The 20,007-nt window shown below is 62.6% G+C and carries 16 protein-coding genes; 12 read left to right on the top strand and 4 right to left on the bottom strand.

Features of this window, described 5'->3' with window-relative positions:
- Position 1: 1 nt before the first annotated feature.
- On the top strand, positions 2–1,240 hold the full coding sequence (locus ILFOPFJJ_RS14855; protein WP_173511280.1) for a lytic murein transglycosylase: 1,239 nt from the start codon (positions 2–4) through the stop codon (positions 1,238–1,240).
- 84 nt (positions 1,241–1,324) lie between these two features.
- On the opposite strand, the gene ILFOPFJJ_RS14850 is transcribed toward ILFOPFJJ_RS14855, so the two are convergent.
- Together ILFOPFJJ_RS14850 and ILFOPFJJ_RS14845 are read right to left on the bottom strand one after the other, a co-directional pair.
- On the bottom strand, positions 1,325–1,828 hold the full coding sequence (locus ILFOPFJJ_RS14850) for a GrpB family protein (RefSeq protein WP_173511279.1): 504 nt from the start codon (positions 1,826–1,828) through the stop codon (positions 1,325–1,327).
- A gap of 120 nt (positions 1,829–1,948) precedes the next feature.
- Positions 1,949–3,565 (bottom strand): MFS transporter, encoded by a 1,617-nt coding sequence (locus tag ILFOPFJJ_RS14845; RefSeq protein ID WP_173511278.1) that lies wholly within the window; start codon positions 3,563–3,565, stop codon positions 1,949–1,951.
- Positions 3,566–3,843: 278 nt separating this feature from the next.
- On the opposite strand from ILFOPFJJ_RS14845, the gene rimP reads away from it, so the two are divergent.
- The 11 genes from rimP (at position 3,844) to ILFOPFJJ_RS14790 (ending at position 17,913) form a co-directional block, all read left to right on the top strand.
- A complete protein-coding gene (gene rimP, locus ILFOPFJJ_RS14840; protein WP_173511277.1) occupies positions 3,844–4,461 on the top strand; it encodes a ribosome maturation factor RimP in 618 nt (205 codons plus the stop codon).
- Positions 4,462–4,506: 45 nt separating this feature from the next.
- Entirely contained in the window at positions 4,507–6,117 is a 1,611-nt protein-coding gene (nusA, locus tag ILFOPFJJ_RS14835; RefSeq protein ID WP_173511276.1) for a transcription termination factor NusA, read from the top strand.
- 5 nt (positions 6,118–6,122) lie between these two features.
- Positions 6,123–6,815 (top strand): RNA-binding protein, encoded by a 693-nt coding sequence (locus tag ILFOPFJJ_RS14830; RefSeq protein ID WP_173511275.1) that lies wholly within the window; start codon positions 6,123–6,125, stop codon positions 6,813–6,815.
- Positions 6,816–6,920: 105 nt separating this feature from the next.
- A complete protein-coding gene (infB, locus tag ILFOPFJJ_RS14825) occupies positions 6,921–9,581 on the top strand; it encodes a translation initiation factor IF-2 (protein WP_173511274.1) in 2,661 nt (886 codons plus the stop codon).
- Between the two features lie 178 nt (positions 9,582–9,759).
- A complete protein-coding gene (gene rbfA, locus ILFOPFJJ_RS14820) occupies positions 9,760–10,167 on the top strand; it encodes a 30S ribosome-binding factor RbfA (RefSeq protein WP_173511273.1) in 408 nt (135 codons plus the stop codon).
- Between the two features lie 11 nt (positions 10,168–10,178).
- Positions 10,179–11,114: a tRNA pseudouridine(55) synthase TruB gene (truB, locus tag ILFOPFJJ_RS14815; protein WP_173511272.1), complete on the top strand. Its 936-nt coding sequence runs from the start codon at positions 10,179–10,181 to the stop codon at positions 11,112–11,114.
- Positions 11,115–11,402: 288 nt separating this feature from the next.
- Complete coding sequence (locus ILFOPFJJ_RS14810; RefSeq protein ID WP_173511271.1) at positions 11,403–13,142, top strand: sensor histidine kinase; 1,740 nt, start codon at positions 11,403–11,405, stop codon at positions 13,140–13,142.
- A 327-nt stretch (positions 13,143–13,469) separates the two neighbouring features.
- The gene (gene rpsO, locus ILFOPFJJ_RS14805; RefSeq protein ID WP_173511270.1) at positions 13,470–13,739 is read left to right on the top strand and encodes a 30S ribosomal protein S15; all 270 of its coding nucleotides are present in this window, start codon (positions 13,470–13,472) and stop codon (positions 13,737–13,739) included.
- Positions 13,740–14,193: 454 nt separating this feature from the next.
- Positions 14,194–16,347 carry a polyribonucleotide nucleotidyltransferase gene (gene pnp / locus ILFOPFJJ_RS14800; RefSeq protein ID WP_173511269.1) on the top strand — a complete coding sequence of 718 codons (2,154 nt, stop codon included), beginning with the start codon at positions 14,194–14,196 and terminating at the stop codon, positions 16,345–16,347.
- 82 nt (positions 16,348–16,429) lie between these two features.
- A complete protein-coding gene (locus ILFOPFJJ_RS14795; protein ID WP_173511268.1) occupies positions 16,430–17,446 on the top strand; it encodes a class I SAM-dependent methyltransferase in 1,017 nt (338 codons plus the stop codon).
- Between the two features lie 254 nt (positions 17,447–17,700).
- Positions 17,701–17,913 carry a hypothetical protein gene (locus tag ILFOPFJJ_RS14790; RefSeq protein ID WP_173511267.1) on the top strand — a complete coding sequence of 71 codons (213 nt, stop codon included), beginning with the start codon at positions 17,701–17,703 and terminating at the stop codon, positions 17,911–17,913.
- A 30-nt stretch (positions 17,914–17,943) separates the two neighbouring features.
- On the opposite strand, the gene fabI is transcribed toward ILFOPFJJ_RS14790, so the two are convergent.
- Positions 17,944–18,750 (bottom strand): enoyl-ACP reductase FabI, encoded by an 807-nt coding sequence (fabI, locus tag ILFOPFJJ_RS14785; protein ID WP_173511266.1) that lies wholly within the window; start codon positions 18,748–18,750, stop codon positions 17,944–17,946.
- Positions 18,751–18,754: 4 nt separating this feature from the next.
- Positions 18,755–19,975 carry a beta-ketoacyl-ACP synthase I gene (gene fabB, locus ILFOPFJJ_RS14780; RefSeq protein ID WP_173511265.1) on the bottom strand — a complete coding sequence of 407 codons (1,221 nt, stop codon included), beginning with the start codon at positions 19,973–19,975 and terminating at the stop codon, positions 18,755–18,757.
- Positions 19,976–20,007 lie beyond the last annotated feature (32 nt).

Genomic DNA, 20,007 nt, shown 5'->3' with positions numbered 1-20,007 from the left:
GATGCTGAAACTCCTTTCTGCCTTGATCCTTTCTCTTACCTCTTTTGCCGGTCTTTCCTTCGCGGCTTCGAAAGCCGACGTGGAGGGGCAGTTCCGGCAATGGCTGCAGAACGACCTCTGGCCCGAGGCGCAGAAATCCGGCATCTCGGTGACATCCTTCAAGGCGGCCTTTGCCGATGTGACGCTCAATTGGGATCTGCCCGACCTTGCGCCTCCCGGTTTTCCCAAGGCGAAGGAGCGCAAGCAGAGCCAGGCGGAATTTTCGTCGCCGGGCGCCTACTTTTCGGAGAAGCGACTGCAGGGATTGGCGGCGACCGGCCGAAGCCTCGCCTCCGCCCACGCCCCGACCTTGAAGCGCATCGAACGCACATACGGCGTTCCCGGGCCGATCGTACTGGCCATCTGGGGTCGGGAATCCGGCTTCGGGCGGGCGAAGATCCCGCATCCGATCATGGACGTCCTGGCGACCAAGGCCTTCATGTCGACGCGGCCCGAGCTTTTTCGGCGCGAACTGATTGCCGCGCTGCACATTCTCGAAAGCGGCGACGTCCGGGAGACGCAGATGCGCGGCTCCTGGGCCGGCGCCATGGGCCAGCCGCAATTCCTGCCGTCGAGCTTCCTGAAATATGCCGTGGATTTCGACGGCGACGGACGCCGCGACATCTGGAATTCGGTGCCGGACAGCCTGGCTTCGATCGCCAACTACCTTTCGAAGAAGGGCTGGCAGGGCGGTCGTGACTGGGGCTTTGAAGTCCTGATCCCCGAGGGCGTTTCCTGCGCCCAGGAAGGGCCGGATCTGGCGCGCCCGATCACCGACTGGGCCGGCATGGGCATCGCCCGCATCTCCGGCAAGGCTTTTCCGCCGGCGGAACGCTCGGCGTCCGGCATGATGCTGGTGCCGGCCGGGATCCATGGACCGCAATTCATCGTCACGCCGAATTTCTACGTGATCAAGGAATACAATAATTCGGATCTCTACGCGCTCTTCATCGGCAACCTGGCCGATCGCATCGCTTCCGGCGCCGGCGCCTTTCGGGGAGAATGGGGTGCTGTCGGAAACATGCTGCGTTCCGACGTGCTGGCGATGCAGAAGGCGCTCGTCTCTAAGGGCTACGACGTCGGCAAGGTGGATGGCCTGCCGGGCTATAAGACGCGCCGGTCGCTCGGCGACTGGCAGGCGAAGAACGGCTTGTCCGCCACCTGCTTCCCGGCTGCCTCGCTGAAGGCGCAGCTGCGCTGACTTTGGGTCTCGTGGTGAAAACTGGACCCTTCGGCCCGACGCAGACTCTGCTTTGGGTGGACAGTCGCCCTCTGGTAAACCGTACTAGGCGGACGCTTGTCGCACGATCTTCGCGACGAAATCAGATTTGCCGCCAGTGTAGAATTTCCAGTCGCCGTTTGCCTCCGCTGCCAGTTTGCGCTTCAAAGCGGCATATTCGGCAGCGTCAACCGGATGAGCACGGAGCCAATCGCGAAATAGCATGCGTTTGAAGTGCGTGGGGTTCTCCGGCCCGCAGAGATAGAGCCGAGTGCCATAGGAGCCGTGGCCTGAGGTGAAGGTCCACATACCATCACTGTATGGATCGCCGTGGAAGGTAAAGTCGGAGCACACCTTCACTCGCTCGACTGCCTCGACAACCATCGCATTGCTGCGAAGCACTGCGTCGATGTCAATTTTGGGCTTCGCACAAAGGCCGACGACCGATGTGCTCCCGACATGGTGAATCTCATCCACCATGCCACCGATCAGTTCCATGATCCGACTCTTTCCCTCCTCAAATAGACCGGGCCATGCTGGGTTGTAATCAACAATCTCTATCGCTCTCATCGGTGCAGTCACTCGGTTCGATTTTGATTGTAGAATGCCTGGTTGCTGGGTGGGGATGTCCTAAGGGCAAAACCGGAATTTCCTCCCCGGTACTAAGTGCGAGATTTTCGTATCCGCACCTCAATGCATTTCGACCGGCCGCTTGTACCGCTCATAGTGTTCCGGAACGATGGTCTGCCGTTCGATCATCCGATGGACGCGCGGCGGAGCGGTGCCCCGGTGCAGCGCCGTCAGCTTGTCGCCGACCGCCGCGTCGGCCTGCGTGCGCCGCTGGTTGTGGCGGACATATTCGACCCAGGTCGGCACATGATAGGTCTCGGTCCAGGTCGTCGGGTTTTCGAGGTCGCGCATCAGCGCCCAGTGCCCCGCGCCGTCGCGGATGCGGATGCGCCGGCGTTCCGCCATGGTCGTCAGGAATTCGGGGATGTCAGGTTCGTGGATCTCGTAGTCGATCATGATGACGATCGGGCCGCTGCGCGGCTTGAGATCGAGTTCGAGCGGCGGCTCGTTGAAACGGTTGAGCGGGTCGAGGTTCAGCGACCTGAATTCCGGCAGGGCGAAACGTAAGCCGACGGCCGCTCCGGCAAGCATGAGGAGACAGGAGCCGATGAGCGCGTTGGCGGCCCCGTATTGCTCGGCGGCAACGCCCCAGAGCCAACTGCCGCCGGCAATCCCGCCGAAGGTCATGGTCTGGTAGAGGGAAAGCGCCCGCCCGACCACCCAGCGCGGAGTCGAGAGCTGAACCGTGGTGTTGAACAGCGACAGCGCCAGCACCCAGCAGGCGCCGGAGACGGTGAGGCCGAGCGAGGTCAGCCACGCCTCAGTGCTGATCGCCGTAATCGCCGCGCTTACGGCAAAGCCGGCGAAGGCGTAGCGCACGATCGCCTCGCTTGACAGGTGTTCGCGAAGCCTGGCGCTGAGGAGCGCGCCGCCGATCGCGCCGAACCCGAAGGCACCAAGCATGATGCCGTAGGTGAGCGGACCGCCGCCGACCAGATCGCGGGCGACAAGCGGCAGCAGCGCGAGGATGGCGCTTGCCGACAGGCCGAAGACGAAGCCTCGCAGCAGGACCTTGCCGATGTTGGGCGACATCGCGACGTAGCGAAGCCCGGCCGAAACCGCCCGGCCGAGTGTTTCTCGCGGCAAGGAGTTTTCCGGAATGTCCCGTTTCCAGCGGGCAACGGCGAAGAGGATCGCGAAATAGCTGAGTGTGTTGGCCGCGAAGGCTGCGGCGGCACCTGCGGCTGCAACGATCGCGCCGCCGATCGCCGGACCGACGCTGCGGGTAATGTTGAAGCCCATGCTGTTCAGCGCCACCGCCGCCGGCAGGTCATCGCGCGGCACCATGTCGCCGACCGAAGCCTGCCAGGATGGATTGTTGAGCGCCGTGCCGCAGCCGATCAGGAAAGTGAAGAGCAGAAGGAGCCACGGCGTGATCAGGCCGAAATAGGCGCAGACCGTCAGCACGGCCGAGACGCTGAGCATGAAACCCTGTGCGATGAGCATGATCCGCCGCCGGTCGAAATTGTCGGCAAGCGCACCCGACACCAGCGAGAAAAGCATGATCGGCAGCGCGGTGGAGGCCTGCACCAGCGCCACCATGTTCACCGACTGCGAGATGGAGGTCATCAGCCAGGCAGCGCCCACCGCCTGGATCAGGCCGCCGAAATTGGAGGCAAGACTGGCGATCCAGATGATCCGGAATGTGTCGTGTTTAAAGGGGGCCAGGGGCGACATGCGGTTCGTCACCTCGTCTTCTCTTTCGTTTGACCAAAGCGTAGCGAAGCGGATGCTTCCTTATAGACTGCGAAATGTGGCGTGCCAGCCGCTGAAATTTACAATCGGACCGGAAAGCGACCCCGCTCTCGGCCGCCGTCCCCGGGCCGCGGCCACAAGCCTTGCAATTTGCGGCGATGAAGCGTATATGAGCCTCAAATTCTTGATCGGTTAGATGAAGAGTGGGCCCGACAGGACCCGCTCTTTTTTATTCGCCGGTCCGATGAGGAGACGATCGTTTGTCCGATAAGACAACGGCTGAAAACGCAAATGAACCGCGGTTGATCACCGAAACCGGTCTCGATCAGCGTGTTGCAGACATCATCGAGCCCGTGCTCGTGCAGATGGGCTTCCGCCTCGTGCGCGTCCGCATGTCCGGCCAGAACGGTTTGACGCTGCAGATCATGACGGAGCGCAACGACGGCACCATGACCGTCGAGGATTGCGAAGAGGTTTCCAAGGCCATTTCGCCTGTTCTCGATGTGGAAGATCCGATCGACAAGGCGTATCATCTGGAAGTGTCGTCGCCGGGCATCGACCGCCCGATGGTGCGCAAGTCCGATTTCTTCCGCTGGCAGGGCCACCTGATGAAATGTGAGACTTCGGTGATGGTCGACGGTCGCAAGCGGTTTCGCGGCAAGATCGTGTCGGTGGACGAGGACGGCTTCCGTCTTGAGCGGGACCAGCCCGCCTATGGCGAGGAGGCGGTTGTCGCAATCCCGTTCACGGCGCTTTCGGATGCGCGCCTGATCCTGACTGACGACCTGATCCGCGATGCGCTGACGGCCGACAAGAAGGCGAAGGCGGCGCGCGCCGCCAACGAGAATTTCGAAGACGAAGATTCACCTATCGAATAAGGCAGGGCGCGCTTCAAGGCCCCTGCAACCAGACGGAGACAAGACATGGCAGTCAGTGCTAACCGGCTCGAACTTCTGCAGATCGCAGATGCTGTGGCACGCGAAAAGGTGATCGACCGCGAGATCGTTCTGGCCGCGATGGCGGATGCGATCCAGAAGGCGGCTCGTTCGCGTTATGGCTCGGAATCGAACATTCGCGCGGACATCAATTCGAAGACCGGCGAAATCCGTCTGCAGCGCCTTCTGGAAGTGGTCGAGAAGGCTGACGACTATTCGACGCAGATCCCGCTGGAGCTTGCGCGTGATCGCAATCCCGACGCCAAGATCGGCGATTTCATAGCGGATCCGCTGCCTCCGATGGATTTCGGCCGCATCGCCGCGCAGTCGGCCAAGCAGGTGATCGTGCAGAAGGTTCGCGAAGCCGAGCGTGACCGCCAGTACGAGGAGTTCAAGGACCGCGTCGGCGAGATCGTCAACGGCACGGTGAAGCGCGTCGAATACGGCAACGTCATCGTCGATCTCGGCCGTGGCGAAGGCATCATCCGCCGCGACGAGATGATCCCGCGCGAAAACATGCGCTACGGCGACCGCGTCCGCGCGTTCGTCTACGATGTCCGCCGCGAACAGCGGGGCCCGCAGATTTTCCTGTCGCGCACGCATCCGCAGTTCATGGTCAAGCTCTTCACCATGGAAGTGCCGGAAATCTACGACGGCATCATCCAGATCAAGTCGGTTGCTCGCGATCCCGGCTCGCGCGCCAAGATCGCCGTTGTCTCCAACGACTCGTCGATCGATCCGGTCGGCGCCTGCGTCGGTATGCGTGGCTCCCGCGTTCAGGCCGTCGTCGGCGAGCTTCAGGGCGAGAAGATCGACATCATTCCGTGGTCGCAGGATCCGGCCTCGTTCATCGTCAACGCGCTGCAGCCGGCGGAAGTCGCCAAGGTGGTTCTCGACGAGGATGCCGAGCGCATCGAAGTCGTGGTTCCGGACGAGCAGCTTTCGCTTGCCATCGGCCGCCGCGGCCAGAACGTCCGCCTCGCCTCCCAACTGACCGGCTGGGATATCGATATCCTCACCGAGCAGGAGGAAAGCGAGCGCCGTCAGAAGGAATTCAACGAGCGGACCCAGCTCTTCATGGAAGCGCTTGACGTCGACGAGATGGTCGGCCAGGTGCTCGCCTCCGAAGGTTTTGCCCAGGTCGACGAACTCGCCTATGTAGAGCTCGACGAAATCTCATCGATCGATGGCTTCGACGATGAGACAGCGACGGAGATCCAGACCCGCGCCCGCGAGTACCTGGACAAGATCGAGGCGGAGATGGACGCGAAGCGCAAGGAACTCGGCGTCGCCGATGAACTGCGCACGATCAACGGGCTGACCAGCCAGATGCTGGTTGCGCTCGGCGAAGAGGGCATCAAGACCGTCGAGGACTTCGCCGGTTGCGCCGCCGACGACCTCGTCGGCTGGACCGAGCGCAAGGACGGCGAGACCAAGCGCTTCGAGGGCATCTTCTCGAAGTTCGAGGTAACCCGCGAAGAGGCCGAGGCGATGATCGTCCAGGCGCGTCTGGCAGCTGGCTGGATCACCGAAGAGGATCTGGCGAGCGAGGCGGAAGAGCCGATCGAGGTCGCCGAAGGCGCCGAGCAGGACGCCTGATCACGATGATTGCGGAAACCGATGCTGACACCCTGCCTTCGGACAAGGGTCCGAAGGATCGGAGCGGCAGCAGCCGGACCTGCATCGTCAGCCGCGAGAGCGGGTCGCCTGACGAGTTGATCCGCTTCGTTGCCGGTCCCGACGAGCGCGTCGTGCCGGACCTGAAGCGACAGCTTCCCGGGCGCGGATGCTGGATCAAGGCGGAACGGGCGCTTGTCGAGAAGGCGGTGGCGAAGAAGCTCTTCGCCCGTGCTCTCAAGGCCGACGTCAAGGCGGACGCCGCGCTGGCGGACGATATCGACAGGCTGCTCGCCGAGCAGCTTGCCGGAATGATGAACATGGCGCGCAAGGCGGGCCAGTTCATCTCCGGGGCGACGAAGACGGAACAGGCGGTGCGGGGTCTCGCGGCGCTCGCTGTCTTCCATGCCATCGATGCCGCCGCCGACGGGGTGCGCAAGATCGATCAAGCCCGCAAGGCGATGAGTTTCGTCGCCGAAGACGGAAAGGAAATAGCCGCGTTCCGCCCCTTCACGGGGGCAGAAATGGACGGGCTTTTGGGAAGTAATGCTTTTATCCATGCCGCAGCGCTTGCAGGGCAGGCGGGTGAGGGTGTAGTGAAGCGCGCAATCATGCTCGAAAAGTACCGAGGATCTGTCCCGGTCCGGGCCGAAGGCGGCGCTGGCAAGCCACAGCAATGACACGCGTCACCGGCAAAGGCCGGCATCGCGAGCATTGTTTGAGACAATTTGGAAGACAGGGTCAGGTGTTTCGTATCCGGCCCTGATCGCTAGGAACGGAACGGAATGACCGACAACAAAGACGACAAGACAATCAGCGTAGCGGGCAAGAAGACGCTGACCCTGAAGCCCTCCGGGGTTCAGCAGGGGACAGTGCGTCAGGATATGGGCCGCGGCCGCACCAAGGCGGTAGTGGTTGAAACCAAGAAGCGGCGTCATTCCCGTCCGGAAGACGAACGGCCCATTACGCCCGTCACGCCTGCAGCGCGTGCGCCGGAACAGCGCCCGATGCCGCCGCAGCCGTCCGGCCGCCCGGCGCCGCAGCCGCAACCGCATCAGCCGCGCCAGGAGCAGAACCGCCCGCGCGTCGGCGTTGTGCTGAACGATCTTTCCGCAGGTGAGATGGAAGCCCGCCGTCGCGCCTTGGCGGAAGCCCAGGTTCGCGATGCCGAGGAAGCCAAGCGCCGCGCTGAAGAGGAAGCCCGCCGTCGGCGCGAGGAAGAAGAGCGTGCTGCCCGCGAGCGGGAAGAGGCTGCTCGCCGCGCCGCCGAAGAGGCCGCACGTCCGGCAGTTGCCGCTGAAAAGGTCGAGGAAGCGCAGCCGGCCGCTGCCGCACCGACCGTCACTGCGGAACGCCGTCCTGACAATCGCCCGCAACCACCGCGTCCGGCTCCCGCAGCGCCGTCGGCGCCCGCCGCAGCCGCGCCTCGCGGCCGTCGCGCGGGTGACGAGGAGGTGGAGGAGCGCGGTGCACGCGGCGCCGGTCCCGTGCGAGGCAAGGTCGTGCGTCCGGAACCCGCAAAGCCGGTCACGCGTCCCAAGGGCGATGACGGCCGTCGCCAGGGCAAGCTGACATTGACGGCTGCCGTCGACGAAGACGGCGGTCAGCGCGGACGTTCGCTCTCGGCGATGCGTCGCCGGCAGGAAAAGTTCAAGCGGAGCCAGATGCAGGAGACCCGCGAGAAGATCTCGCGCGAAGTCGTTCTGCCGGAAACGATCACCATTCAGGAGCTGTCGCAGCGCATGTCCGAACGCGCCGTCGACGTCATCAAGTTCCTGATGAAGGAAGGCCAGATGATGAAGCCGGGCGACCTGATCGATGCCGATCTCGCCGAGCTCATCGCCGGCGAATTCGGGCACACGGTCAAGCGCGTTTCCGAATCCGACGTCGAGGAAGGCATTTTCAACATCTCCGACACCGAAGAGAACATGGATTCACGTCCGCCGATCGTCACGATCATGGGTCACGTCGACCACGGCAAGACGTCGCTGCTCGATGCGATCCGCCACGCCAATGTGGTTGCCGGCGAAGCGGGTGGGATCACCCAGCACATCGGCGCCTATCAGGTCGAGCAGAACGGTCAGAAGATCACCTTCATCGACACTCCCGGCCACGCCGCCTTCACGGCCATGCGTGCTCGCGGTGCCCAGGCGACGGACATTGCCGTCCTCGTGGTGGCGGCCGATGACAGCGTGATGCCGCAGACGATCGAGTCGATCAACCACGCCAAGGCGGCCAACGTGCCGATCATCGTGGCGATCAACAAGATCGACAAGCCGACGGCGAACCCGCAGAAGGTTCGCACCGAGTTGCTGCAGCACGAAGTCTTCGTTGAATCGATGGGCGGTGAAGTTCTCGACGTCGAAGTCTCGGCGAAGAACCATACCAACCTCGACAAGCTGCTCGAGGCGATCCTGCTGCAGGCCGAAATCCTCGACCTCAAGGCCAATCCGAACCGGACGGCCGAAGGAACGGTGGTGGAAGCCGAGCTCGATCGCGGCCGCGGTGCGGTCGCCACCGTTCTCGTCCAGAAGGGTACGCTTGCCCCCGGCCAGATCATCGTCGCCGGCGACCAGTGGGGTCGCGTGCGCGCTCTCGTCAACGACAAGGGCGAGCATGTGAAGTCCGCCGGCCCGTCGACGCCGGTTGAAGTCCTCGGTCTGTCCGGTACGCCGGCCGCCGGCGACAAGTTCGCGGTCGTCGAGAACGAAAGCCGTGCGCGCGAGATTTCCGAATATCGCCAGCGGCTTGCGCGTGAAAAGATGGTTGCGCGCCAGTCTGGCTCGCGCGGTTCGCTCGAGCAGATGATGACCCAGCTCCAAACCTCCGGCATGAAGGAGTTCCCGCTGGTCATCAAGGGCGACGTGCAGGGCTCGATCGAAGCGATTGCCGGCGCTCTGGAGAAGCTCGGGACCGACGAGGTGCGCGCGCGCATCGTGCATTCGGGCGCGGGCGGTATCACCGAGTCGGATATCTCGCTTGCCGAAGCCTCGAACGCCGCGATCATCGGCTTCAACGTCCGCGCCAACAAGCAGGCGCGCGATGCGGCCGAACGCGCCGGCATCGAAATCCGCTACTACAACATCATCTACGATCTGGTGGATGACGTGAAGGCGGCGATGTCCGGTCTGCTGTCGCCCGAACGGCGCGAAACCTTCCTCGGCAATGCCGAGATCCTGGAGGTGTTCAACATCACCAAGGTCGGCAAGGTCGCGGGTTGCCGTGTCACCGAGGGCAAGGTCGAGCGTGGCGTGGGCGTCCGCCTGGTGCGCGACAACGTCGTCATCCACGAAGGCAAGCTCAAGACGCTCAAGCGCTTCAAGGACGAAGTTTCGGAAGTTCAGGCCGGCCAGGAATGCGGCATGGCCTTCGAGAACTACGAAGACATCCGCGCCGGCGATACGATCGAGTGCTTCCGCGTCGAACATGTGACGCGCACACTCTGATATCCGTCCGGTTGAGATCGTGCGAGCGCCGACTGAGCTTCGGCGCTCGCGCTTTTTGGAGCGGGACGAGAAGCGCGGGCGGTCTCCGCCCGCATCCCGCGTTTGATTAGATATCGATCCCGTTTGTGATTTTGAGCTAATTCAATCCAAGATCACGACGTGATCCGAGGTAAGCATGATGACTAAATCCACATCCTCCGCTCCTTCCCAGCGCATGCTGCGCGTCGGGGAACAGGTGCGCGCCGCGATCACGCAGGTCCTGCAGCGTGGCGAGGTGCGCGATCCGTTGATCGAAAAGACGGTGATTTCCATTTCCGAGGTTCGCATGTCGCCGGATCTGAAGATCGCTACCGCCTATGTCACTCCGCTCGGCATGACCGATCATGGCGCGGTGATCGAGGCATTGAACCGCAACGCGAAGTTCATTCGCGGACGGCTCGGACCGCAGCTCCGTCAGATGAAATACATGCCGGACGTCCGTTTCAGGGACGACACGAGCTTCGACAACTATCAGAAGATCGATGCGCTGCTGCGCTCGCCCGAGGTGAGCCGCGATCTCGATCCCGATGCCGACGACGAAGAATAGAACAGGCAACGATGTCCAAACCACGCAAACCGAAGGGGCGCCCGGTCTCGGGCTGGCTTATTCTCGACAAGCCGCTCGATTTTGGTTCCACCGAGGCCGTTTCGAAGATCAAGTGGCTGTTCAAGGCGCAAAAGGCGGGCCATGCCGGCACGCTTGATCCGCTGGCCTCCGGCATGCTGCCGATCGCGCTTGGCGACGCGACGAAAACCGTCCCCTACGTGATGGATGGCCGGAAGATCTACGAGTTCACCGTCGCCTGGGGCGAGGAGCGGACAACCGACGATCTCGAGGGCGAAGTCGCCCGTTCGTCTGCTGAACGGCCGACGGAAGAGGCGATCCGCGCGCTGCTGCCGAAATATACCGGCGTGATCAGCCAGGTGCCGCCGCAATTCTCCGCGATCAAGATTGACGGCGAACGCGCCTACGATCTCGCCCGCGACGGGGAGGCGGTCGAAATTCCGGCCCGCGAGGTGGAGGTCTTCCGGCTTTCGCTGATCGGATGCACGCCGCATCTCGCGCACTTCGAGATCGAATGCGGCAAGGGAACCTATGTCCGATCGCTTGCCCGCGATATGGGCCGCGACCTCGGCTGTTTCGGTCATATCGCCTCGCTGCGCCGCACTTTCGTGGCCCCCTTCGGCGAGGACGACATGGTGGCGCTTGCCGATCTCGTTGCGCTGGAGAAGGTCGAGGACGAGGCCGAGCGGCTCGCGGCGCTGGACGATTTCTTGATCGAGACGGGTCAAGCTCTTTCCGGATTGCCGCACATTGCCGTCAGCGATGACCAGGCCCATCGCCTAAAGATGGGCAATCCGATCATCCTGCGCGGCCGCGAGGCACCTCTGCCCACTCCCGAGGCCTATGCGACGGCGCGGGGCAAGCTCGTGGCGATCGGCGAGGTCGCCGAAGGCGAATTCCGACCGAAGCGGGTATTTGCCACGTCTTGAACATGCAACAATTCCAAATGTTACAGCGTCCTTTGCGCGTCTGAAAAGACGCGCGCCGCTGTAGACGGTTTGCGTTTGGCGGAACGCTGACGCATGATCGGCTGGTGACGATTCGATCTGTTCGGCGCAAGCTGCGGATATGGCCATTCGTGGCAGTCGAGGCCAATCCGAGATCGCGATTACGCCATTCGCGTCAACCCGTAGCGGTTGTATGGCCGACGCGTGGAGTGCACGGGACCCTTGTCATGGTCACCGGGGCACGACAACAGACGGTGAGAGGCGGCCCGGGTGACTGAGGTGTCAGGGAAAGACCAGGGAGAAGCTTCGCGCGGCGGCCTGCAGGCTGCGGCGGCGTTCGTTCGGGACCGTCTGCGCCGGCCGTTCAGCTTTTACCTCATCTCGCTGCTGCTGATCGCGATCGTGCCTTCCTTCATCTTCGCTTTCGTCATCTTGAAGCGCAGCGTGGATGCGCAGGAGCAGGTCGTGACATCGCTCCTGAAAGCCTCGACGGGCTCAGTGACGCGCATCGTCGAGCGCGAGATCGAGGGCATGCTGACGACGCTCAAGGTGCTGTCGGCATCGAGTGCGATCGAGCTTCGCGACATGCGTGTCTTCTACGATCAGGCTTCGGTCGCCTTGGCCGACAGCGATTCCGATCTGGTCGTCATAGACAGGAATCACCATCAGAGACTGAATACCCGCCTTCCCTTTGGCGCACCGCTTGGACGGGCATCGGATCCGGAGTCGATCGAACTTGCCTTCAAGAACAAGGGTCCGCTCGTCTCGGGCGTGTTCTTCGACAATACCGACGGGCGATGGGTCTTCAACGTCTATCTTCCGGTGAGCTTACCGACAGGGGAGAGCTATCTGCTGGGCTTGACGCAGAATGCCGCGGGCATGGCCAAGGCCGTCAATCGCAACACGCTGTCGCCCGGCTGGAATGCCGCATTGGTGGACGGCGAAGGCAAGGTGATCGTTTCTTCGGATGCCGCCGTCAAATCGGGCGAAGTGTTCTTCCTGGACAAGCTGCCGGCGATCAGCATCGGCGTCGCCAATATCAGCGAAAACGGCACGGACTATCGCGTCGCGACGGAATTCTCCGTGGTGACCGGCTGGCGCATCGCCGCCTGGGCGCCGCGAGCGGTCGTCGACGCGCCGATACTGTGGTCGTTCTTGTGGCTGTCGCTTGGCGGCATCATCTTCGCGAGCATCGCCGTGGCGGGATCGTTGACCGTCGCCCGCCTGCTCTCGCAAGGGGTGAAGCTGCTTGCCATGGACGCACGACGTCTCGGTGCCGGCGAGCCGATCAAACCACGTCGATACCTGATCACCGAGGTCGAAGACGTATCGAGCGCCCTCGCCAGGGCGGCGGCGGCCCGCAGCAAGGCCGAAGGGGAAATCCGTTTTCTGATGAGAGAGGTCGCGCACCGCTCGAAGAATCAGCTCACCGTCATTCAGTCGATGTTGAACCAGTCCGCCTCTTCCACCGAGAACGCATCGGAATTCGCCGAGGCATTTCGAAAACGTATAGCGGGCCTTGCCCGATCGACCGACCTGATGGTCGCAAACGCCGCCCTCGGCGTGGATCTCCGTGAACTGGCGCAGAACCAGCTGCAGCCGTTTGCACCCGACGATCCGCAACGCATCGTCCTCAGCGGTCCCGCCTTGCGGTTGGAAACACAGGTGGCGCAGATGCTCGGCATGGCGCTGCATGAACTTGCGACCAACGCGACCAAACACGGCGCACTGGCCAACGCGACCGGTGTCATCAGGCTCGATTGGTCGGTGTCGGATGGAATGATCGCCATTCGCTGGCGCGAGGAGGGGGCGGATATCGCCGCGCCGCCCAAGCGAGCACCCGGGCAGGCGCCGGCGCGAACGGGCTTCGGAACGGTCGTGCTCGAGCGCATGCTCGGCATGGCGCTCGGAGCCGAACTCGAAAGGACCATGCACCCCGACGGCATCGAGTGGACCATCCGGATTCCGCGCGGCGGCAGGGACGACGGAGCGGCCGAAACCGGAAATTGACGACGCCCTCAACGCTTGGGTCTCCTGCATGTTTCCTTGGATCCTGGCCGATTTAAGGGTGAAGACAGTCAGCAATTCGAAGTGCCACAACGTCCTTCGCGCGTCGGATAAGACGTGCGGCGCTATAGCCCGTGCCCCCGCGGCAAATCGGCAATTGAAGCATGGCGAGTGCGCTTCGTATCGCGGGTTTCATGACCCTTTCCTTTTCGATACATTTCGTTTATAGGCACGCCAGCGAAAGGCGCTGCCTCTTCGTATTAACGGCCGCGGCTGGACGACATCCCGGCTGCCGGCGACCCGAAATCCTCGAACTGAAAGGATCATCCGATGTCGATTACAACAGAGCGCAAGGCTCAGCTCATCAAGGAATTCGCGACCGCTGAAGGCGACACCGGTTCTCCGGAAGTCCAGGTTGCGCTCCTGACGGAACGGATCAACAACCTGACCGAACACTTCAAGGGCCACAAGAAGGACAACCATTCCCGCCGTGGTCTTCTCGCGATGGTTTCCAGCCGTCGTTCGCTCCTCGACTATCTGAAGAAGAAAGACGAAGCGCGCTACACCAAGCTGATCGGTGCCCTGGGCATCCGTCGCTAAACGACTTTGTCCGGCGGGCCGCTTGCGGTCCGCCGGCTTTTTTTCTACAGCGCCGTGGGTCTTTTCAGACGCACAAGGTCGTTGTAGCACTTTGAAATCGCTGCATGTTTTGTACTTGGATCGGTCGGTTTAAGGAAGCATGCAGCAGGGCGTTTGATCGCCTTGATTATCTCTCCTCGGGCGCCGGAGGCGCAGGACCGGGAGAGAACGTCCAGCGGACCGGATGGGCCGGTATCGCGGATCAACCGATGGCCCGTCATGGGGCAGGATTGCAGGATGCTTCGGCGCCTGCTTGCCGGAGCGCTGCCACACGGGCAGCGCGGCAAAGCGGTAACGAGCCGGTTCTTTTTGAAGCCTCCCGTTGTCTTGCCCGTGATGCGCCACCACCAAGCGGCATTCAGATCATCCGCGCTGCAACAGCCGCGGAAGGTCTCCCGCACACGAAGGACAGAACATGTTCGAGACCCACAAGGTAGAAATCGAATGGGCAGGGCGTCCGCTCAAGCTCGAAACCGGCAAGATCGCACGTCAGGCTGACGGTGCCGTTCTCGCGACCTACGGCGAAACCGTGGTGCTTGCCACCGTCGTTTCGGCCAAGGCGCCGAAGCCCGGCCAGGACTTCTTCCCGCTTACCGTCAACTACCAGGAAAAGACCTATGCTGCCGGCAAGATTCCCGGCGGTTATTTCAAGCGTGAAGGCCGCCCGAGCGAAAACGAAACGCTCGTTTCCCGTCTGATCGACCGGCCGATCCGCCCGCTCTTCCCGGAAGGCTACAAGAACGACACCCAGGTGATCGTCACGGTCATGCAGCATGACCTGGAAAACAATCCGGACGTCGTTTCCATGGTCGCCGCCTCCGCCGCGCTGACGCTTTCCGGCATTCCGTTCATGGGGCCGATCGGCGGTGCCCGTGTTGGCTACATCAATGGCGAATATGTGCTGAATCCGCACCTGGACGAGATGGACGAATCCTCTCTCGACCTCGTCGTCGCAGGCACGCAGGAAGCCGTGCTGATGGTCGAATCGGAAGCCAAGGAGTTGCCGGAAGACATCATGCTCGGCGCTGTTGTCTTCGGTCAGAAGGGCTTCCAGGCGGTGATCGACGCGATCATCAAGCTCGCCGAAGTCGCTGCCAAGGAACCGCGCGAATTCGAACCGGAAGATCATTCCGCGCTTGAGAACGCCATGCTCTCGATTGCCGAAGACGAGCTGCGCAATGCCTACAAGATCACCGAGAAGGCCGCCCGCTACGCTGCGGTCGATGCCGTCAAAGCCAAGGTGAAGGAACACTTCCTGCCGGAAGGCATCGAGAACCCTGCTCACACGGCCGAAGAGATCGCTTCGGTCTTCAAGCACCTGCAGGCCAAGATCGTTCGCTGGAACATTCTCGATACGCAGAGCCGTATCGATGGCCGCGATCTCGTCACGGTCCGCCCGATCGTCGCCGAAGTCGGCATCCTGCCGCGCACGCACGGTTCCTCGCTCTTCACCCGCGGTGAAACCCAGGCGATCGTCGTTGCGACCCTCGGCACTGGCGAAGACGAGCAGTATGTTGATTCCTTGACCGGCATGTACAAGGAAAACTTCATGCTGCACTACAACTTCCCGCCCTTCTCGGTCGGTGAAACGGGCCGCATGGGTTCCCCGGGACGCCGCGAAATCGGCCACGGCAAGCTCGCTTGGCGCGCCATCCACCCGATGCTGCCGACGGCGGAACAGTTCCCCTATACGCTGCGCGTCGTTTCCGAAATCACCGAGTCCAACGGCTCCTCCTCGATGGCCACCGTCTGCGGCACCTCTCTGGCGCTGATGGATGCAGGCGTCCCGCTTGCCAAGCCCGTCGCCGGTATCGCCATGGGCCTCATCAAGGAAGATGACCGCTTCGCCGTTCTCTCCGACATTCTCGGTGACGAAGATCATCTCGGCGACATGGACTTCAAGGTTGCAGGCACCGACGCCGGTATCACCTCGCTGCAGATGGACATCAAGATCGAGGGCATCACCGAAGAGATCATGGGTGTAGCGCTCAACCAGGCGAAGGGCGGCCGTCTGCACATTCTGGGCGAAATGGCCAAGGCCATCTCCGAGAGCCGTGGCCAGCTTGGCGAATTCGCGCCGCGCATCGAAGTGATGAACATCCCGGTCGACAAGATCCGCGAAGTCATCGGCTCGGGCGGCAAGGTCATCCGCGAAATCGTCGAAAAGACCGGCGCCAAGATCAACATCGAGGACGACGGTACGGTCAAGATCGCATCCTCCTCCGCCAAGGAGATCGAAGCGGCCCGCAAGTGGATCCACTCGATCGTTGCCGAGCCGGAAGTCGGCCAGATCTATGAAGGCACGGTCGTCAAAACCGCCGACTTCGGTGCTTTCGTCAACTTCTTCGGCGCCCGTGACGGCCTCGTCCATATCTCGCAGCTCGCTTCCGAGCGCGTCGCCAAGACGACCGATGTCGTCAAGGAAGGCGACAAGGTCTGGGTCAAGCTGATGGGCTTCGACGAGCGCGGCAAGGTTCGCCTCTCCATGAAGGTCGTCGATCAGGCGACCGGCAAGGAAGTCGTCGCCGAGAAGGCCGAGAAGAAGGACGGCGGCGAAGCGGCTGAATAAGCCGGCCCCGCCAAGGTGCTCGGGGGCGCGGAGCGGATCGCTTCGCGCCCCCTTTCTGTAAGCAAAGAACGGATTCGATCCCATGAGCCGCGACGCACTGAAAACCCTGTTCCACCCTTTCGATACCGGTGTCATCGATCCGCCGGGGGAGGGCGAGCGCGTGCTTTTCCTTGGGGCGGAGGCGGGCTACAGGCTGCCGCGGGACTTTTCCGCGTCGATCGCCGCCGTGCAGCCGCTCAAGTCTCTCTATCGCGCGCTGGAAGCGGCGCGTGCCGACGTGACGCCTCTTGCCGAGGGCGAGGGCTATGACGCGGCACTGGTGCTCTGCGGCAAGCACAAGGGCGAGAACGAGGACCGGATCGCCGAGGCGCTTAAGCGCACCCGCGGTGGCGCGCTGATCGTGGTGGCAGGCGGCAAGGAGGACGGCATCCAGCCGCTGCGCAAGAAGATCGGCAAATTCGGCTGGGACGGGGATTCTCTGCCGAAATACCATGGCGTTGCCTTCTGGTTCACGCGGCCTGAAGATGTCTCGGAAGCCGTGTCGGCGCTCGCCAAGGTGCCGGTGCGTGTCGATGGGCTGTTCGAGGCGTCGCCCGGCATGTTCTCCCACGACCGCGTAGATGCGGGTTCCGAGCTTCTTGCCTCCCGCCTGCCCAAAGATCTTACCGGCCATGCGGCGGATTTCGGTGCCGGTTGGGGTTATCTGTCGGTGATGCTCGCCCATGCCTCGCCTGGGCTGAAGGGCATCGATCTCTTCGAGGCGGATTATGAAGCGCTGGAGGCGGCGCGCATCAACATGATGGCGAACGCACCCTCGACGCCGGCCCGTTTCTATTGGCACGACCTGACCACCGAGGAGACGCGCGACAAGTACGACCTGATCGTTATGAATCCGCCCTTCCACGAGGGACATGCCGCAGAACCATCGCTCGGCGCCGCGATCATCAAGTCCGCTGCCAAGGCTCTAAAGCACGGTGGCAAGCTGATGCTGGTCGCCAATCGCGGCCTGCCCTATGAGCAGGTTCTCGCGGAAAATTTCAAGGAGAGCGGCGAGACCTGCCGCAACGCGCGCTTCAAGGTGCTCTGGGCAAAACGGTAGAGCAATTCAGGTCGGCTTGCGCCGCTTTGCAGCGGCGTGCGTGCACAAAGGGCGCGGAGTGCTGCTGTATGTCTGACTCCGATTTAAGGCGTTACGCTAGCGGTTGATCCGGTCTGTCCGGATGGCGTGTCGCTTCCTTGTGACGCGCCGCTTTCCTGTTGCCAGAAAGAACGATCGGGCACACCATGTTGATGTCGGCCATGGTGACCGTAGAGGAGCAGGCTATGGGATTTGGACCCGCTCGACCCCCTATGATGGAAGATGTTGAAGAGGTGATCGCGCGCGATATCAAGAACGCCGAGGGACATGGCGCTACGGCGGAAGTTCCCTTGCCGTTCTTGCGCAGTCTCTATCGCGTGCCGCTGGTGCCGGCAAGACTGAGATACATGCGCGGCGCGTCCACCGTTGTCGGGCTCGCGCTGGCGGCTATCCTGCTGGGATTGGTTTGGGCTTGGACAGCGGCCTGATCCGGGTTGCGACAACCCGGATCGGCTACCTTACTCCGCGTCGGCCGTGCGCAACGCCTCGAGCGTCGGCATCGAGGTGATGTTGTAGCCGGAATCCACATAGTGGATCTCGCCGGTCACGCCGCGCGAAAGGTCCGAAAGAAGGTATAGCGCGGAATTGCCGACGTCGTCGATCGTCACGGTGCGGCGCAAGGGCGAATTCTTCTGCTGCCAGGAAAGCATCGCGCGTGCGTCCGAGATGCCGGCGCCGGCGAGCGTGCGGATCGGCCCGGCGGAGATCGCGTTGACGCGGATGCCGCGCGTGCCGTAGTCGGCGGCGAGATAGCGCACCGAGGCTTCGAGCGCCGCCTTGGCAACACCCATTACGTTGTAGTTCGGCATGACCCGTGTCGAGCCGCCATAGGTCAGCGTCAGCATCGTGCCGCCTTCGCTCATCAGCTCGGCGGCCCGCCTGGCGATCTCGGTGAAGGAGAAGCAGGAGATGACCATGGTGCGGCTGAAATTGTCGCGCGTGGTGTCCGCGTAAAGACCCTTCAACTCGCTCTTGTCGGAGAAACCGATCGCGTGGACGACGAAATCGAGTCGGCCCCAACGCTCCTTGATGGCGGCAATGACCGCGTCGACGGAGGCGATATCCTCGACGTCGCAGGGCAGCAGGAAGTCGGAACCGACCTCGGCGGCGAGCGGCTTCACGCGCTTGCCGAGCGCTTCGCCCTGATAGGTGAAAGCAAGTTCGGCGCCCTGCGCGGCCAGTGCCTTGGAGATTCCCCAGGCAATAGAATGGTTGTTGGCCACACCCATGATGAGGCCGCGCTTTCCGTTCATCAGTCCGTTCATTGTGTTATCCGTTGTAGCGCTGGAAGACGAGCGTGGCGTTGGTGCCGCCGAAACCGAAGGAGTTCGAAAGAACCGTGTCGATCTTTGCGTTGTCGATCCGCTTGCGAACGATCGGTACGCCTTCGAACTCGGGGTCGAGCTCGCTGATATGCGCGCTTTCGCCGATGAAGCCGGCCTGCATCATCAATAGGCCATAGATCGATTCCTGCACGCCGGCAGCACCCAGGGAGTGGCCGGTCAGGGACTTGGTCGACTGGATGTGCGGCATGTTGGTGCCGAACACTTCACGAATGGCGCCGATTTCCTTGGAGTCGCCGACCGGGGTGGAGGTTCCGTGGGTGTTGATGTAATCCACGTCGCCCTTCACCGTGGCGAGCGCCTGACGCATGCAGCGCACGGCACCTTCGCCGGAGGGAGCGACCATGTCGTAACCGTCTGAGGTCGCGCCATAGCCGACGATTTCGGCGTAGATCGTGGCTCCGCGGGCCTTGGCACGCTCCAGCTCCTCGAGCACCAGCACGCCGGCGCCGCCGGCAATCACGAAACCGTCGCGGTTGACGTCATAGGCGCGCGAGGCCGACGACGGCGTCTCGTTGAACTTCGAGGACATCGCGCCCATGGCATCGAACAGGTTGGACATGGTCCAGTCGAGATCCTCGTGGCCGCCGGCGAACATCACGTCCTGCTTGCCCCACTGGATCATTTCCGCGGCATTGCCGATGCAATGCGCCGAGGTCGAGCAGGCCGACGAGATCGAGTAGTTGACGCCATGGATCTGGAACCAGGTCGCAAGCGTGGCCGAGGCCGTCGACGACATTGCCTTCGGGACCGCGAACGGGCCGATGCGCTTCGGGCTCACGTTCTTGCGAGTGACGTCGGCAGCCTCGACGATGGTGCGCGTCGAGGGACCGCCCGAGCCCATGATGATGCCGGTGCGTTCGTTGGTGATGTCGCCGGCCTCGAGTCCCGAGTCCGCGATTGCCTGCTTCATCGCAACGTGGTTCCAGGCACCTCCCTGGGACAGGAAGCGCATGGCACGCCGGTCGACGAGTTCCGTCGGGTCGAGCGACGGCGCGCCCCAGACCTGGCACTTGAAGCCATTCTCGGCGAAATCCGGGGAAAACGTGATGCCCGACTTCGCATCGCGCAGCGACGCGGTGACTTCGTCGGCATTGTTACCGATCGAGGAAACGATGCCGAGGCCCGTGACAACAACCCGTCTCATGGTAATGACCTTTTCTTAAACTTGAACCCGTC

Source organism: Sinorhizobium psoraleae, from assembly GCF_013283645.1.
GTDB classification, from domain to species: Bacteria; Pseudomonadota; Alphaproteobacteria; order Rhizobiales; family Rhizobiaceae; genus Sinorhizobium; species Sinorhizobium psoraleae.
This window is presented reverse-complemented; position numbering and strand designations above follow the sequence as displayed.

What these genes read in the sequence shown, in the direction of transcription:
- ILFOPFJJ_RS14855 (WP_173511280.1), top strand. Translation starts at nt 2, where the DNA reads ATGCTGAAACTCCTTTCTGCCTTGATCCTTTCTCTTACCTCTTTTGCC.
- ILFOPFJJ_RS14850 (WP_173511279.1), bottom strand. Translation starts at nt 1,828, where the DNA reads ATGAGAGCGATAGAGATTGTTGATTACAACCCAGCATGGCCCGGTCTA.
- ILFOPFJJ_RS14845 (WP_173511278.1), bottom strand. Translation starts at nt 3,565, where the DNA reads ATGTCGCCCCTGGCCCCCTTTAAACACGACACATTCCGGATCATCTGG.
- nusA (WP_173511276.1), top strand. Translation starts at nt 4,507, where the DNA reads ATGGCAGTCAGTGCTAACCGGCTCGAACTTCTGCAGATCGCAGATGCT.
- ILFOPFJJ_RS14830 (WP_173511275.1), top strand. Translation starts at nt 6,123, where the DNA reads ATGATTGCGGAAACCGATGCTGACACCCTGCCTTCGGACAAGGGTCCG.
- infB (WP_173511274.1), top strand. Translation starts at nt 6,921, where the DNA reads ATGACCGACAACAAAGACGACAAGACAATCAGCGTAGCGGGCAAGAAG.
- rbfA (WP_173511273.1), top strand. Translation starts at nt 9,760, where the DNA reads ATGACTAAATCCACATCCTCCGCTCCTTCCCAGCGCATGCTGCGCGTC.
- truB (WP_173511272.1), top strand. Translation starts at nt 10,179, where the DNA reads ATGTCCAAACCACGCAAACCGAAGGGGCGCCCGGTCTCGGGCTGGCTT.
- rpsO (WP_173511270.1), top strand. Translation starts at nt 13,470, where the DNA reads ATGTCGATTACAACAGAGCGCAAGGCTCAGCTCATCAAGGAATTCGCG.
- pnp (WP_173511269.1), top strand. Translation starts at nt 14,194, where the DNA reads ATGTTCGAGACCCACAAGGTAGAAATCGAATGGGCAGGGCGTCCGCTC.
- ILFOPFJJ_RS14795 (WP_173511268.1), top strand. Translation starts at nt 16,430, where the DNA reads ATGAGCCGCGACGCACTGAAAACCCTGTTCCACCCTTTCGATACCGGT.
- ILFOPFJJ_RS14790 (WP_173511267.1), top strand. Translation starts at nt 17,701, where the DNA reads ATGGAAGATGTTGAAGAGGTGATCGCGCGCGATATCAAGAACGCCGAG.
- fabI (WP_173511266.1), bottom strand. Translation starts at nt 18,750, where the DNA reads ATGAACGGACTGATGAACGGAAAGCGCGGCCTCATCATGGGTGTGGCC.
- fabB (WP_173511265.1), bottom strand. Translation starts at nt 19,975, where the DNA reads ATGAGACGGGTTGTTGTCACGGGCCTCGGCATCGTTTCCTCGATCGGT.